Here is a 13,884-nt window from a genome sequence, read left to right on the forward strand (position 1 = left end):
CGCTGCGCTCGCAATGACGGGGATGGAGCGTGGCCTTTTATCGACGCGGCCTACTAGCCGCTACAGCCCAACCCACTCACCCGACGCATCATCATTCAGCCGCGTCACCGCATCCGCCCGCCGCGTCAACACCGCGCGCTGGTTGATGTAGCCCTTGTCGGTGATCTCGCCGCCGTCGACCGATGGCGGCTCGGCCAGCAGCAATGCGCGCGTGGCGTGACCGGAAGAATTTGCGCTCTGCTGCTTCAGCCTTGCGAGACCCTGCGCGATCGCGCTGCGGACCTTGGCATGCACCAGCACATCGGTCACCGCTGCCGTCTCGGGCAGGTCGGCATGGGCGCGGCAGGCCGCGATATTCGGAAACACCAGGAAGCGCACCTCGTCGCCGCCGTGCCCCGACACGACGATATCCTGCGCGAGCGGTGCCAGCGCGGCGATGCCGGCAACGCGCAGCGTGCCGACGCTAACCCAGGTGCCGGAATTGAGCTTGAAGTCTTCCGCGACGCGACCGTCGAAGAACAGGCCGCGCTCCGGCCGCGCGCTATCGGCAAGCTTCACCGCATCGCCGATCAGATAAAACCCCTCCTCGTCGAATGCCTGCTTCGTCAGCTCGGGCGCCTTCCAATAGCCCGGCGTGACGTTGGGACCGCGCACGCGCACCTCCAGCTTGTCGCCTGACGGGACGAGCTTCAGCTCGGTGCCGGGAATCGGCACGCCGATATTGCCGGAGCGCTCGGCGAGGAAATGACAGTCGGTGGCAAGCGGCGAGGTCTCGGTCGAGCCCCAGGCCGAGACCATCGGCAGCGCACGACCGACGGTCTCGACGGACAGCTGCTCGAGCGCATCCCAGAGGTTCTGCGGCAGCGCCGCGCCGGCATAGAAGGCGAATTTCACTTCGCTAAAGAAGCGACGACGCAGTTCCTCGTCACCGCGCAGCGCCGCGATCAACATGTCGAAACCGCGCGGCACGTTGAAATAGACCGTCGGCATCACGCTTTTCAAATTGGCGAGCGATGTCGCAAACAGACCCGGCGCGGGCTTGCCGCCGTCGATATAGAGCGAGCCGCCGTTGCGCAGCACGAGATTGAAATTGTGGTTGGCGCCGAACGTGTGACTCCAGGGCAGCCAGTCGAGGATGATGAGATCGCCGCGCGCCTGCTCGAGGAAGGTCCAGGTCTGCGCCTTGGCCTGCTGGCTCGAGGTCAGCATGCGCTGGGTGTTGATGACGGCTTTCGGCGTACCGGTCGAACCCGAGGTGAACAGGAATTTTGCGATCGTATCCGGCGTCACTGCGGCGAAGGCCCTTGCGACGTCGGGGGTCTCGGGCGTTGCCGCGATGCTGCGGAACGCGAGCACATCGGCGTCATCGGCATTGCCGCTGATGACCTGCGCCTTGTGCAGCGGCTTGATCGCAGCCAGCGCGGCCGTAAACGGCTTGGTCGCAGAGACATAGATCGCGCCCGGCTCGAGCAGCGCGATCATGCTCTTGAGCTTGTCGAAATCTTTCGACATCAGCGAGTAGGCCGGCGAGATCGCCGCCGAGGCCACGCCGACATGCTGGGCGGCCAGCGCGAGCAGCGCGTGGTCGATGCTGTTGTCGGAAAGGATCGCGAGCGGGCGCTCCGCGCTGAGGCCTTGCGCGAGGATCCATGACGCCGCCCCGCGCACCTGCCGCAGCGCCTGCGCGTAGGTGACGGTGGTCCATGGCGCGTCGATGCCTCCACGCTCGGCGAGGAAGATTGTGTCGGGTGTCTGCCGCGCAAAATGCTCCAGCCAGTCGCCGATGCAGCGGGCGCCCTCGCCCAAGGGTTCCGGCGAGCGCAACACGATGCTGCCGTCGGCGCGATGCTCGGCAACGGTTTTCGGCGCAGCGAACAGATCTGACGCGTCACCGCGTGGGGCGGTTGTCATGAGTTTCCTCCTCGCCCGGAAGGCCGGGTCGGCCGCAGCCTCGTCCCGGACCGCTTTGGCCATAATGTCGGGCACGACAATTGTTGTCGTCAACAACAATCTTCCTCTAAGACTGCCGAGGCGCTAGGATTGCACGGCAGGAGACACCACGTGACAGCCAGTGCAGCCCAGACGTCCCCGCGCAAACGATCCGGCAACGGCGGAGTGCGACGCAATGACGCCGACGAGATCGGCCTCGACGCCCTGGTCGGCCACGCCGGCTATGCGGTGCGGCGCTTCCAGCTCTGGATCTTCCAGGACTTCGTCAGGACGCTCGGCGATGTCGACATCCGGCCGACGCAATATTCGGTGCTGACGGTGATCGGCGCCAATCCGGGCCTGTCGCAGATGGCGGTGGCAAAACGCCTCGGCATCGAGCGCGCCCGCCTGGTGCATCTGCTCGACAGCCTCGAGCAGCGCAAATACGTGAAGCGGGTCAAGTCGAAGGCGGACCGGCGCTCCCATGCGCTGCACCTCACCGCGCAGGGCGCCACCGCGCTGGCGAAGTTCAAGCGGCTGGCGGCCGAGCACGAGCGAAATGTCGCGGCCAAGATCGGCAAGGAGAACCGGGAGCAGCTGCTTCGGATCCTCGCCGGCTTCACCTGATCCAACCCGCCCAATATTTATGCAGATGCCCGTAACAGGGCGCTGGCACGGCCACCTGCCGTGCCGCCAAAATATCCCCCAACTCACTGATCCCACGATAATATCCGGCGCACGCGCGCTGCCCGGATTCTGTACACAATGGCACATCGCTTGCTTCAATCCGGGTGAAGCATGTTGCCGGAGTTTGGACGCCATGGGGGCTGAGCAGCCTGAAACGATCGCCGCGATTGTGGCCGCGCATCGCGCGGGAACGATGACGCCGGCGGAGATGATCGCACGGACCTACCAGCGCATCCGCGACCACAACGATCCCGCCGTCTTCATCAGCCTGCGCGAGGAGAAGGACGCGATCGCGGAGGCCGAAAAGCTCGCTACGAAGGATGCCGCCAGCCTGCCGCTCTATGGCGTGCCGGTCGCGGTGAAGGACAATATCGACGCGCTGGGCTTTCCAACCACGGCGGCCTGCCCGGCCTTCTCCTACACCCCGACGCATGACTCGACCGCCGTGGAGCGCCTGCGCGCGGCGGGCGCCATCATCATCGGCAAGACCAATCTCGATCAGTTCGCAACCGGCCTCGTCGGCGTGCGCTCGCCTTATGGCATCCCCAGGAATTCAATTCGCGAAGACCTCATTCCCGGCGGATCGAGCTCGGGATCGGCGACCGCCGTTGGCGCCGGGCTGGTCCCGCTGTCGCTGGGCACGGACACTGCCGGCTCAGGGCGCGTGCCGGCGATGCTGAACAACATCGTCGGGCTGAAGCCGAGCCTCGGCATGATCTCGACCGCGGGGCTGGTGCCGGCCTGCCGCACGCTCGACTGCATCTCGGTGTTCGCCTTGACGGTCGACGACGCTGCGCTCGCGCTGTCGGTGATGGCCGGCCCCGACCAGGCCGATCCGTTTTCGCGCGATCGGCCGCTTGGCCCGCTTACGCCGTTCCCTGCGAATCTGCGCCTCGGCGTACCGCGCAACGGACAGCTCATCTTCTTCGGCGACAAGAAGGCGGAAGGTGCTTACGCCGATGCGCTGAAGCGCTGGACCGCGCTTGGGGCTGATCTGGTCGAGTTCGACCTCGAGCCGTTCTACGAGACGGCGCGGCTGCTGTATGAAGGGCCGTGGGTCGCCGAGCGCTATCTCGTGATCAAGAATCTGCTGGCGTCCGCGCCTGATTCGATTCATCCCGTGACGCGCGAGATCACCGCGGCCGGCGCGCGGCTGACCGCGGCGGATACCTTCTCCGCGCTCTATCGCCTGCAGGGCCTGCGCAAGATCGCCGAGCGCACGTTTGCGAACATCGACGCACTGTTGCTGCCGACCGCCCCGACGACCTATACGACCGCGCAGGCGCTCGCCAATCCGATCGAGCTCAACAGCCGGCTCGGCACCTACACCAACTTTGTGAATTTGCTCGACCTCTGCGGCCTCGCCGTGCCGGCTTCGATGCGCAGCGATGGCGTACCGTTCGGCATCACCCTGCTCGCGCCCGCCGGACGCGATGCGATGCTCGCCAGCATCGGCCGGGTGTTCCACGCGGATACGAAGCTGACGGTCGGGGCGAAGGGCGTTCCGCAAGCACCGCTCGCCCCGCTCCCTGCAGGCAGCGTCGACGAGATTCCAATCGCAGTGGTCGGCGCGCATCTCTCCGGCATGGCGCTGAACGGCGAGTTGAAGGCCCTGAGCGGCAGGCTGGTCGAGGCGACGAAAACTGCGCCAGACTACAAGCTCTACGCGCTTCAGACCACGCCGCCGAAGCCGGGCATGCTGCGCGTCGAGGCCGGCAAAGGCGCTGCGATCGAGCTGGAGATCTGGTCGCTGTCGTCGTCCGCCTTCGGCAAGTTCGTCAACGCAATTCCCGCGCCGATGGCGATCGGTACGATCCGGCTCGCCGACGGCCGCAGCGTGAAGGGTTTTCTCGTCGAGCCAGAAGTGCTGGGCGAAGCCCGGGAGATCACGAGCTATGGCGGCTGGCGGAAGTTCGTGGCGGAAGCTGCGACAGCGTAGACGTCGAGCGCACTCTCACGCCGATTTGCGCCACGCGGCCTCGTTCTTCTTCTCGTAGTCGTCGAATGCCTTGACGAGCCCGGACAGGACTTCGGCCGAGGTCTCGAACATCGCTGCGAGTTGCGGCTCGTCGACCTTGCGAATGTCTTCGCGCAGATGCGTCACCGTCTCCTGGAGACGCTGCTTCATCTTCTGGGTGTGATGCCGGGGATCTTTCTCGGAGGACGCCATGATGTTTCTCCTCATCGGATCGATGGGAGGAAACGATCGCTCGCGCGACAGGTTCCTACGGGATTCTCGTGTTCCGGGCGCAGGTGCCGTAGGGTGGGCAAAGCGAAGCGTGCCCACCATTTCCAACATCATTGCGGATGGATGGTGGGCACGGCGCTTTGCGCCTTTGCCCACCCTACGGCACCGAGTGCGCGGCCCTACACCGACACCGCGTAGATCTCGTACTCCCCGCGCACCAGTTCGATGTGCGCGCGCATCGCGGCGGCGGCGCCCTGCTTGTCGCCGCGCATGATGGCGACGACGACGCGGTCGTGCTCGGCCTGCGACTTGGCGAGGCGGCCGAGGTTGCGGAACTGGGCGCGGCGGAACGGCTGCACGCGGACGCGCGTGGCCAGCGTGATCTCGGCGATGTAGCCGTTCTGCGAGCCCGCATAGATCGTGTTGTGGAAGCGCTCGTTGACCTCGTGGAAGCGCTCGGGATTGCCGGCGTAGCTCAAGAGCCGCAGCTCTTCGTGGACGGCCTCGAGCGCATGGCGCTCGGCGGGGGACATGCGCTCGGCGGCAAGGCCGGCGCACAGCGCCTCGAGCTCGGCCATCGCCTCGAACATGCTCTTCAGCCGCTCGATCGAGGGCTGCGCCACCACCGCGCCGCGATGCGGCCGTGCCTCGACGAGGCCGCTCGCCACCAGTTGCCGCAGCGCCTCACGCACCGGCGTGCGCGACACGCTGAAGCGCCGCGCGATGTCGGTCTCGTCCAGCGGCGAGCCCGGCGCCAGGGTTCCGCGCACGATCTCGTCGGCAAGCTGAAGACGCAGCTCCTCGGCGCGCGTGACCTTCTGCATCGACGGCAGTGCCCGGTCGACGCGGGGCACCACCGGCTCGGCCGGCAGTGTCCCGGGCGGAAGATCGTCAAGCGTCATTCGATCAGGTCTCTTTCGGCTCGTCGATGATGCTGACATGGGCAGCGACGACACGCCAGCCCTCCGGGAAACGAATCCACGTCTGCATCTGCCGGCCGACCTTGCCGGGCGCCGTGTCGCGATAGAACAAGGTGGAGGCAACGGCCGCGTCGCGGCCATAGCTGGTGATGACGGTTTTCGCGGTCCGGCGGTTCAGTCCGACCGGCGAACGGCCGGCGCGGAAGCCGGAGATCGCCTCGTAGCCATAGAGGTTCTCGCCGATGCCGTAGCGCAGCGTGCGAGGGTCGTTGCGGAACAGTTCGCCCAGCACGGCGACGTCGTTGCTGACGAGGGCCTGCTCATAGCGCTCGAACGCGGCTTTGACTTCCGCGATCACCTCGGGGAGATCGATCTCCATTTCAGAATCCTCTCGGCGCGGGCGCGGATACGACGCCCATCTGTTCCAGGGCGTATGCGACACGCAGCGCAATGTCCTCGCGCCAGGGCGCGGCGATGATCTGCACACCGATCGGCAGCGGCTCGAGCGGCACCGGGACGGCGACCACGGGCAGGCCGATGAAGGAGATCGGCTGGGTGTGAATGCCGATATTGGCGCGCACCGGCAACTCGACGCCGTCGAGATTGAAATTGACCTGGCCGAGTTTTGGCGCGGTGCAGGGCGTTGCGGGTGCGAGCAGAACATCGACCGATCTGAATATCTCGGCGAGTTGGGCGCGATACCAGCGGCGGAATTTTTGCGCGCGATCAACCATCGGCGCCGGCACCATCGCTCCCGCGATCAACCGGTCGCGCACGGCCGGATCGAAATCGTTCGGGCGCTTGCGCAGGCGGTCGAGATGCAGCGAGGCGCCTTCGGTGGTGGTGATGACATAGGCCGCCGCGCGGGCGCGCGAGGCTTCAGGAACATCGACGATTTGCGTTGCGCCAAGCGCCTTGGCGACGCGGCTGACGGCTTCGACGGCCTCCGGAAACACGTTCTTCTGGAAGTGACCGCCGGCGATCGCGATGCGCAAATCCGAGATCGGGTTGGCGAGCAGCGGCAGCGTTGGCTCCAGCCCGCGCGTGGTGCAGGCGCCGTCATCCGCATCGGGCCCCTGCATCACGTCATAGGCGAGCGCGAGATCGGTGACGGAGCGCGCGAACGGGCCGAGATGATCGAGGCTCGCCACGAACGGAAACGAGCGCGCCCGCGACAGCCGGCCATAGGTCGGCTTCAGGCCAAAGATGCCGCAGAAGGAGGACGGCACGCGGATCGAGCCGTTGGTGTCGGAGCCGAGCGCAATCGGCACCAGCGCGCCGCCGACGGCGCTGCCCGAGCCGCCGGAGGAGCCGCCGCTCATCCGCGTGGTGTCATGCGGATTGCGCGAGGAGCCGTCATGGATGTTCTCGCCGGTGAAGTCGTAGGCGTATTCGCCCATGTTGAGCGCGCCGACGAGGACGGCGCCGGCGGCTTCCATGCGTTCAATCAAAGTCGCATCGCGCTTGGCCGGCGCGAGGTCACGGTTGATCTTCGAGCCTGCGCGCGTCGAGAGGCCAGCGACGTCAAAGAGGTTCTTCACCGCGAAGGGCACGCCGGCGAGGGGCCCAACCTTCTTGCCCGCGGCGATGTCCGCGTCGATCGCGCGCGCTTTGGCACGGGCGCGCTCGGCGGTGACGTCGGTGAAGGCATTGAGGATGGTATCGTGCTGCTTGATGCGCGCGAGCGCGGCTTCGGTGGCGGCGAGCGCGGACAATTGGCCGCCGGCCACCGCTTTCGCGATGTCGGCCGCATTCATCTCTGGCTTGGCGGTCATGGCGGCGTCAGGCGGTGAAGATCGGCGCCGGCTCGGTCTCGTCCGGCAGCGCGAATTCATCGACGAGGCGGGCGAGCCGCAGCGACACTTCGAGATTGGCGCGGACCGCCGGCCTGAAGGCCTCCTCGACCGGCAGCGCCAGCGCTTTCGATACGGCGTCGATATAGTCGTCCAGCGGCTCGGCCATCACGCTCCCAAACAATCAATGCACTTTCAGTGTACCGCCAACGGCGGATGCGGGATCGCCGTCAGCAGCTCCTTGGTGTAGTCGTCCTGGGGATCGCTGAGGACCTGCTCGGAAGAGCCTTCCTCGACGATCCGCCCCGTCCGCATCACAATGACACGATCGCACAACAAGCGCACCACATTCAAATCATGCGAGACGAACAGATAGCTCATACCTAGTGAGGCCTTGAGGTCCTGCAGCAGGTTGAGAACCACGGCCTGGACCGAGACGTCCAGCGCCGCCGTCGGCTCGTCCAGGATGACGAGCTTTGGATGCAGGGCAATGGCGCGGGCGATGCCGACGCGGGCCTTCTGGCCGCCGGAGAGCTGGTGCGGGAAGCGGTCGAGCAGATTGTGCGGCAGGCCGACCATTGTCGCCAGTTCCTCGCAGCGGGCGCGCAGCGCGTCGCGTCCCCTGATGTCGCCTAGCTGCATGATCGGGTCGGCGATGGCGCGCGCGGCGGTGAAGCGCGGGTTGAGGCTGTCGGTCGGATCCTGGAACACCATCTGGATGCGGCTACGCTGCGGCAGCCGGGCAAAAGCTGATGGCAAGATGCCGCTGATGTCCTCGCCGTCGAACTGGATCAGGCCGGAGGTCTGGTCCAAGAGCCGCATCACCATCATCGACGTGGTCGATTTGCCGCAGCCGGATTCGCCGACCAAGCCGACGCTCTCGCCATGACCGATCGAGAAGCTGATGCCGTCGACGGCACGGAACACGTCCGGCTCGACCGGCGGCTTGCGGCTGAACAATTTTCCGAGCACGGCGGTGGCGCCCTGGCGGGGGTATTCCTTGACGAGCTTGTCGATGAGGAGAAGGGGCTGGTCGCTCTTCCCTTCGCTTTGAGAAGCTTGCTGGTCAGGCTCGGCGGCAACGGAGGCAGGTGAGGTTGCGCCCTCCTCCTCCGGCAGCAAATCTCTCAGCGACACGCCGAGCCGCGGCGTCGCGCGCATCAGCTTCTTGGTGTAGGGGTGCTGCGGGTTCGCGAAGATGTCGGCGGCCTTGGCGGTCTCGACCACGCGGCCCTTCTCCATCACCACGACGCGGTCGCAATAGGCGGCGGCGAGGCCGAGATCGTGCGTGATCAGGATGGTCGACATCGCACGGCGTTTTGTGAGTTCGACGATCAGGTCCATCACCGCCTTCTGCGTGGTGACGTCCAATCCCGTCGTTGGCTCGTCCGCGATCAGCAGCTGTGGATTGCAGGCGAGCGCGAGCGCGATGACGACGCGCTGGCACATGCCGCCCGAGAGCTCGAACGGATAGGCGTGGTAGCGCTCGCGCGGGCGGGCGATCTTGACCTGCTCCAGCGCCTCGATCGCTTTCTCGCCGCCATCTGTGACCCGGGCCTGCTGCACATGGGTGCGCAAGACGTCCTCGATCTGGTCGCCGACCTTCCGGATCGGGTTCAGCGCCGCGCGCGGGTTCTGGAAAATCATCGAGACTTCGCGGCCGCGCAAATCGCGCATCTGGTCTTCGGTCGCCGCCTTGACGTCGATGCCGGAGAACATCACCGAGCCCTCGGCGATCCGCCCCGCCCGGTCGAGGATGCGCATCACCGCGTAGGAGGTCACCGACTTGCCGGAGCCGGATTCGCCGACGATGGCCAGCGTCTCGCCCTTGGCGACGGAGATGTTGACGTGCTGCACCGCCTTCACGATGCCGCGGCGGGTGGTGAATTCGACCGTGAGATCCTGGACGTCGAGCAGGGGCTGGGCGGTCATCAGGGCGTCCCGTCAATCAAAAGGTCGAAAACAACCCCATGCACAGTAGAAGGGGGATTGGAATCATTGAGGAATTTTCGACGGAAATTTGAGTGTGAGGAGGGCACCGCTCCATCGCTCCCTCCCCCCTTGCGGGGGAGGGTTGGGGAGAGGGGTGGCCCCGGGAGAGGTCGGAGTTCGTGGCTACCCCTCTCCCTGCCCCTCCCCCGCAAGGGGGGAGGGAATGAGAGAGCGGCGCCCTCCTCACATGTAAGCCCAGCGTAGCTCGCGACGCACTCGAATGCAGTCATCACGTCCTCCGCTGGGGGTCGACGATGTCGCGCAGGCCGTCGCCGAGGAGGTTGAAGCAGAACACGGCGATCATCAGCGCAAGGCCGGGGAACAGCGCGATCCACCATTCGCCTGAGACCATGAAGCCCGCGCCTTCGGCGACCATGATGCCCCATTCCGCGGTCGGCGGGCGGACGCCGAGGCCGATGAAGGAGAGGCCCGCGGCATTGAGGATGGCGTAGCCCATGGTCAGCGACATCTGCACGATCATGATCGGCATGATGTTGGGCAGGATGTGCACCAGCAGGATACGGAATTCGCCGTTGCCTGACAGCCGCGCGGCCTGCACGAAGCCGGCATTGCGGCGGACATTGGCCTCTGCGCGCGCGACGCGCGCGTAAAGCGGGAAATTCACGATGGCGGTGGCGAGGATAATGTTCTGCACGGTGTTGCCAAGCGCGGCGACGATGCCCATGGCCAGCACGAACAGCGGGAACGCCATGATGGTGTCGGCGATGCGGCCGACGATGCGGTCGGTCCAGCCGCCGAAATAGCCGGCCGCGATGCCGGCAAGGCCGCCCATCAGGAACACGAGCACGACCGAAGCGATCGCGATGAACGTATCGAGCCGCGTCGCCACGACGACGCGGCTGAAGATGTCGCGCCCCAATTGGTCGGTGCCGAACCAGTGCGCCGCGGACGGCGGTTTCAGTGCAGCGGCCGTGTCGGAGGCCAGCGGATCATAGGGAACCACATAGGGGCCGAAGATCGCGGCGATCAGGATCACGATCAGCAATGCGAAGGCGAAGCCCGTGACCTTGTTCTCGCTGAGCACATAACGGGTCTGCTCAAGGACTGCGACGAGTCCCGAGGTCCGCGCGGGACCGACCGGTTCAACAGCAGGCGCAACGGAGCTCATTTCATCCCCCTAGCCTTCCAACCTGACGCGCGGATCGATCACGCCGTACAAAATATCGATCACGAGATTGAGCAGCACGTACATGACCGCCATGGTCAGCACGAAACCCTGCACCGGCGCGAAGTCCGAGGAGATCAGCGCTTCCACCGCGTAGGAGCCGATGCCGGGCCAGGCGAATACTTTCTCGACCAGCACGTTGGCGCCGAGCAGGAACGAGAACACCATGCTGAGCGTGGTGATGACGGGGAGCATCGCGTTGCGGAAGGCGTAGGTGACGATGACGGTCGCCGGCGACAGGCCGCTGGCGCGCGCGGTGCGGACGAATTCGGATGCGAGCACCGCCAGCATCGAGGCGCGCGTCATGCGCGCGATCGGCGCCAGGGAGAAGATCGCCAGCGTCGTCGCCGGCAGGATGAGCTGGCTCAGCGCCGAGCGGAACGCCTCGAGGTCGCGCGCGATCAAGGTGTCGATCAGATAGAAGCCGGTCACGGTCGGCGGCGCGCTGTAGAACACGTCGAGCCGGCCGAGCGGCGCGGGCGACCAGCCGAGCCGGAAATAAAAGACATAGACCAGCACGAGGCCGGTGAAGAACACCGGCAGCGAGACGCCGGCTGTCGTCGTGACACGACAGAGATGATCGATCCATGATCCCGGTCGTGTCGCCGCCAGCACACCGAGCGGAATGGCGATGACGATCGAGACGATGAGGCCGAGCAGTGTCAGTTCGGCGGAGGCCGGCAGGCGGTTGCGGATCTCGGCTGCCACCGGCTGGCCCGTGGTCAGCGAGTTGCCGAAATCGCCATGGGCGAGGTCGTTGGTGTAGCGGAAGAACTGCTCGATCAGCGGCCGGTCGAGACCGAGTTTTTTCCGGATCTGCTCGACGGCTTCCTTCGTCGCCGCAGGGCCGGCGAAGTACGCGGCGGGATCACCAGGCAGCGCGCGCGTCAGCAGGAAGGTGACGATGACGACGCCGATCAGCGAGGGAATCGCGAACATCAGGCGCTTGCCGATCATGGTCAGCATGGGGTGCTCCCCATCGTGGACAAAACCCTCTCGGCGCGCGCAGCCATGTTCCCTCCCCCCTTGCGGGGGAGGGCTAGGGAGAGGGGTGGCCGCAAGCGGGATCGGAGTTCTTGGCTACCCCTCTCCCCAACCCTCCCCCGCAAGGGGGGAGGGAGCGAGAGGCCGGTGGCCGCCTCACTCAAATCAACAACGTCAACAGATACCAATGCACCGAGATCTACACGGCCAATCTCTGGCAACGACGTCGCCGCGCGCTCCGCTGCGTTCCCTCCCCCCTTGTGGGGGAGGGCTAGGGAGAGGGGTGGCTCCGGGAGAGGTCGGAGTTCGTGGCTACCCCTCTCCCCAACCCTCCCCCACAAGGGGGGAGGGAGCCTGAAGAGTGTGCTCACCTCACCCATGGCCCATCACCCCTTCGCCATCGCGCGATAGTCGAGCCTGCGGTGGAACCAGTATTGGTAGCCGCTGATGTTCTTCTGCATCGCGACGTTGACGAAGGGCTGGTAGAGCGGGATGCGCGGCACGTCGGCGTAGGCGAGGTCGACAAAACCCTTCACGTCGGTGTCGTAGGTCGCGGTGTCGCCGATGGCCGCGGCGGTGCGCGCGCCGTCGATGAACTTGTCCATCTCCGCCGACTTGTAGCTCATGGTGTTGAAGACGGAATTGTTGCCGTGATAGCACCAGTAGAAGAAGTACTCGGGGTAATCGAGCCAGCCCGAGAACACGTTGGTGAAGAGCGGCATCTCCTTCTTGTTGAGCTCGGTGCGCCAATTGGCGCCAGGCACCTTGTTGATGGTGGTCTTGATGCCGAGCTGGGCGAGGCTCTCCTGCACCAGCACGCAGAGCGGCTCGTTGACGCCGGCGAAGTTGAGGTCGAACGAGATCGTGGTCTCGAAGCCGTTGGCGTAGCCGGCTTCAGTGAGCAGCGCCTTCGCCTTCTCGATGTCGGTGTTGTACTTGTGCGGCTGCGGCCAGGCGACCTCGGTGGCCTTGTCCTTAGGCGCGCCGAACATGGGATTGCCGAGGCCGAACAGCACGGCGTCCATGATCTTCTGGTACGGCAGCGCATAGGCGATGGCCTGCCGCACCTTGACGTTGTCGAACGGCGGCTTGGTGACGTTCATGCCGATATACTGGATGCCGTTGGAGAACGGCAGCGACACGACGTTGAGCTTGCCGTTCGCCTTCATCTCCTGGAAATCCTTGAACGGCAGCTCATAGGAGATGTCGGCATCGCCGCGCTCCAAGAGCGCGCGGCGGTTGCCGGCCTGCGGCACCATGCGCCAGATCACTCGCTTGATCTTGGGCAGCGGACCGCCGACCCAGTCCTCGTTGCGCTCCATGATCACTTCGGTGCCGGCCGTCCACTTCGTCACCTTGTAGGCGCCGGAGCCCGCGGTCTGCTGTTTTGTAAACTCGAGACCCCAGGGATCCTTCTCGCTGGCGTTCTTCTTCACCAGCTCGGAATTGACGATGCAGGGCACGATCACGGCAAGATCGGGAATCGTCAGGCGGTCCTTCTTGGCAAAGTCGACGCGCACGGTGGCATCGTCGACCACGACGAACTGCTCGGGTTTCGTGAGCGAGCCCGCGCTCATCTGGAAGGTCGGGAAGCCGCCGACGCTGACGGCGCGGTCGAGCGACCATTTCACGTCCTTGGCGGTCACGGGCGCGCCGTCGTGGAATTTGGCGTTCTTCTTCAGCTTGAAGGTGACCGACATGTCGTCGATCTTGAAATCCTCGGCGAGTTCGCCCTTGAACTTGTCGCGGTCGTAATAGGGCACGCCGCCGGGTCCGCTCTTCATCTCGTGGCTGATCAGCCGGTCGTAGCAATTCCAGGACACCTCATAGCCGGGCACGTTGGTGCCGACGCCATGGATGTCGAGATTGTTGGGGCCGCCTTCCGAGACGATCAGCAGCGTCTCCGAGCGCGCATCGGCCCTGGCGGAGGAGATCACGGACGGCATGGCCGGAAGCGCCGCGCCAGCGGCCAATCCGGAAACGGACTTGAGGAAATCGCGGCGCTTCATGAAATCGCTCCAACACAAAAGTTTCTGGTTGGAACTGGATTCGCAAGGTTCGTGCCAAGGCTTAGGGGAAGCTTACACCGCGTCTAAGCCATTGATTTATAATAATATAACAGAACTTTGCTTGCGAGGCACTTTTCGAGCAGCTCCAGCCTTTGCATACAAAGATTCGATTTTGACTATAAAATAGGCTGTCGCG

The 13,884-nt window shown here is 65.3% G+C and carries 12 protein-coding genes; 2 read left to right on the top strand and 10 right to left on the bottom strand.

Annotated elements, in window-relative coordinates; genetic code table 11:
• Positions 1-60 precede the first annotated feature (60 nt).
• A complete protein-coding gene (locus tag QA649_RS41845; RefSeq protein ID WP_283022251.1) occupies positions 61-1,911 on the bottom strand; it encodes a feruloyl-CoA synthase in 1,851 nt (616 codons plus the stop codon).
• Between the two features lie 150 nt (positions 1,912-2,061).
• Between QA649_RS41845 and QA649_RS41850 the strand changes: the two genes are divergently transcribed.
• Positions 2,062-2,556 carry a MarR family winged helix-turn-helix transcriptional regulator gene (locus QA649_RS41850; protein WP_283022252.1) on the top strand — a complete coding sequence of 165 codons (495 nt, stop codon included), beginning with the start codon at positions 2,062-2,064 and terminating at the stop codon, positions 2,554-2,556.
• Positions 2,557-2,749: 193 nt separating this feature from the next.
• Positions 2,750-4,555 carry an allophanate hydrolase gene (gene atzF / locus QA649_RS41855; protein WP_283022253.1) on the top strand — a complete coding sequence of 602 codons (1,806 nt, stop codon included), beginning with the start codon at positions 2,750-2,752 and terminating at the stop codon, positions 4,553-4,555.
• A gap of 15 nt (positions 4,556-4,570) precedes the next feature.
• Here atzF and QA649_RS41860 read toward each other — a convergent pair whose 3' ends face one another.
• From QA649_RS41860 to QA649_RS41900, 9 genes are all read right to left on the bottom strand, one after another.
• On the bottom strand, positions 4,571-4,786 hold the full coding sequence (locus QA649_RS41860; protein WP_200496651.1) for a hypothetical protein: 216 nt from the start codon (positions 4,784-4,786) through the stop codon (positions 4,571-4,573).
• Between the two features lie 197 nt (positions 4,787-4,983).
• Positions 4,984-5,706: a GntR family transcriptional regulator gene (locus tag QA649_RS41865; protein ID WP_283022254.1), complete on the bottom strand. Its 723-nt coding sequence runs from the start codon at positions 5,704-5,706 to the stop codon at positions 4,984-4,986.
• Between the two features lie 4 nt (positions 5,707-5,710).
• Complete coding sequence (gene hpxZ / locus QA649_RS41870; protein WP_018644468.1) at positions 5,711-6,103, bottom strand: oxalurate catabolism protein HpxZ; 393 nt, start codon at positions 6,101-6,103, stop codon at positions 5,711-5,713.
• Between the two features lies 1 nt (position 6,104).
• Positions 6,105-7,499 (bottom strand): AtzE family amidohydrolase, encoded by a 1,395-nt coding sequence (locus tag QA649_RS41875; protein ID WP_283022255.1) that lies wholly within the window; start codon positions 7,497-7,499, stop codon positions 6,105-6,107.
• Positions 7,500-7,506: 7 nt separating this feature from the next.
• Positions 7,507-7,686 (bottom strand): DUF4089 domain-containing protein, encoded by a 180-nt coding sequence (locus tag QA649_RS41880; protein ID WP_018644466.1) that lies wholly within the window; start codon positions 7,684-7,686, stop codon positions 7,507-7,509.
• A gap of 26 nt (positions 7,687-7,712) precedes the next feature.
• Positions 7,713-9,449: an ABC transporter ATP-binding protein gene (locus QA649_RS41885; RefSeq protein ID WP_283022256.1), complete on the bottom strand. Its 1,737-nt coding sequence runs from the start codon at positions 9,447-9,449 to the stop codon at positions 7,713-7,715.
• 289 nt (positions 9,450-9,738) lie between these two features.
• A complete protein-coding gene (locus QA649_RS41890) occupies positions 9,739-10,638 on the bottom strand; it encodes an ABC transporter permease (RefSeq protein WP_283022257.1) in 900 nt (299 codons plus the stop codon).
• A 9-nt stretch (positions 10,639-10,647) separates the two neighbouring features.
• Positions 10,648-11,661 (bottom strand): ABC transporter permease, encoded by a 1,014-nt coding sequence (locus QA649_RS41895; RefSeq protein WP_283022258.1) that lies wholly within the window; start codon positions 11,659-11,661, stop codon positions 10,648-10,650.
• A 404-nt stretch (positions 11,662-12,065) separates the two neighbouring features.
• A complete protein-coding gene (locus QA649_RS41900) occupies positions 12,066-13,688 on the bottom strand; it encodes an ABC transporter substrate-binding protein (RefSeq protein WP_283022259.1) in 1,623 nt (540 codons plus the stop codon).
• Positions 13,689-13,884 lie beyond the last annotated feature (196 nt).

It is taken from the genome of Bradyrhizobium sp. CB1717 (assembly GCF_029714325.1).
Lineage (GTDB): Bacteria > Pseudomonadota > Alphaproteobacteria > Rhizobiales > Xanthobacteraceae > Bradyrhizobium.

Excerpts from the sequence above, each read along its gene's own strand:
- QA649_RS41845 (WP_283022251.1), bottom strand. The coding sequence starts at position 1,911 with ATGACAACCGCCCCACGCGGTGACGCGTCAGATCTGTTCGCTGCGCCG.
- atzF (WP_283022253.1), top strand. The coding sequence starts at position 2,750 with ATGGGGGCTGAGCAGCCTGAAACGATCGCCGCGATTGTGGCCGCGCAT.
- QA649_RS41860 (WP_200496651.1), bottom strand. The coding sequence starts at position 4,786 with ATGGCGTCCTCCGAGAAAGATCCCCGGCATCACACCCAGAAGATGAAG.
- QA649_RS41865 (WP_283022254.1), bottom strand. The coding sequence starts at position 5,706 with ATGACGCTTGACGATCTTCCGCCCGGGACACTGCCGGCCGAGCCGGTG.
- hpxZ (WP_018644468.1), bottom strand. The coding sequence starts at position 6,103 with ATGGAGATCGATCTCCCCGAGGTGATCGCGGAAGTCAAAGCCGCGTTC.
- QA649_RS41875 (WP_283022255.1), bottom strand. The coding sequence starts at position 7,499 with ATGACCGCCAAGCCAGAGATGAATGCGGCCGACATCGCGAAAGCGGTG.
- QA649_RS41880 (WP_018644466.1), bottom strand. The coding sequence starts at position 7,686 with ATGGCCGAGCCGCTGGACGACTATATCGACGCCGTATCGAAAGCGCTG.
- QA649_RS41885 (WP_283022256.1), bottom strand. The coding sequence starts at position 9,449 with ATGACCGCCCAGCCCCTGCTCGACGTCCAGGATCTCACGGTCGAATTC.
- QA649_RS41890 (WP_283022257.1), bottom strand. The coding sequence starts at position 10,638 with ATGAGCTCCGTTGCGCCTGCTGTTGAACCGGTCGGTCCCGCGCGGACC.
- QA649_RS41895 (WP_283022258.1), bottom strand. The coding sequence starts at position 11,661 with ATGCTGACCATGATCGGCAAGCGCCTGATGTTCGCGATTCCCTCGCTG.
- QA649_RS41900 (WP_283022259.1), bottom strand. The coding sequence starts at position 13,688 with ATGAAGCGCCGCGATTTCCTCAAGTCCGTTTCCGGATTGGCCGCTGGC.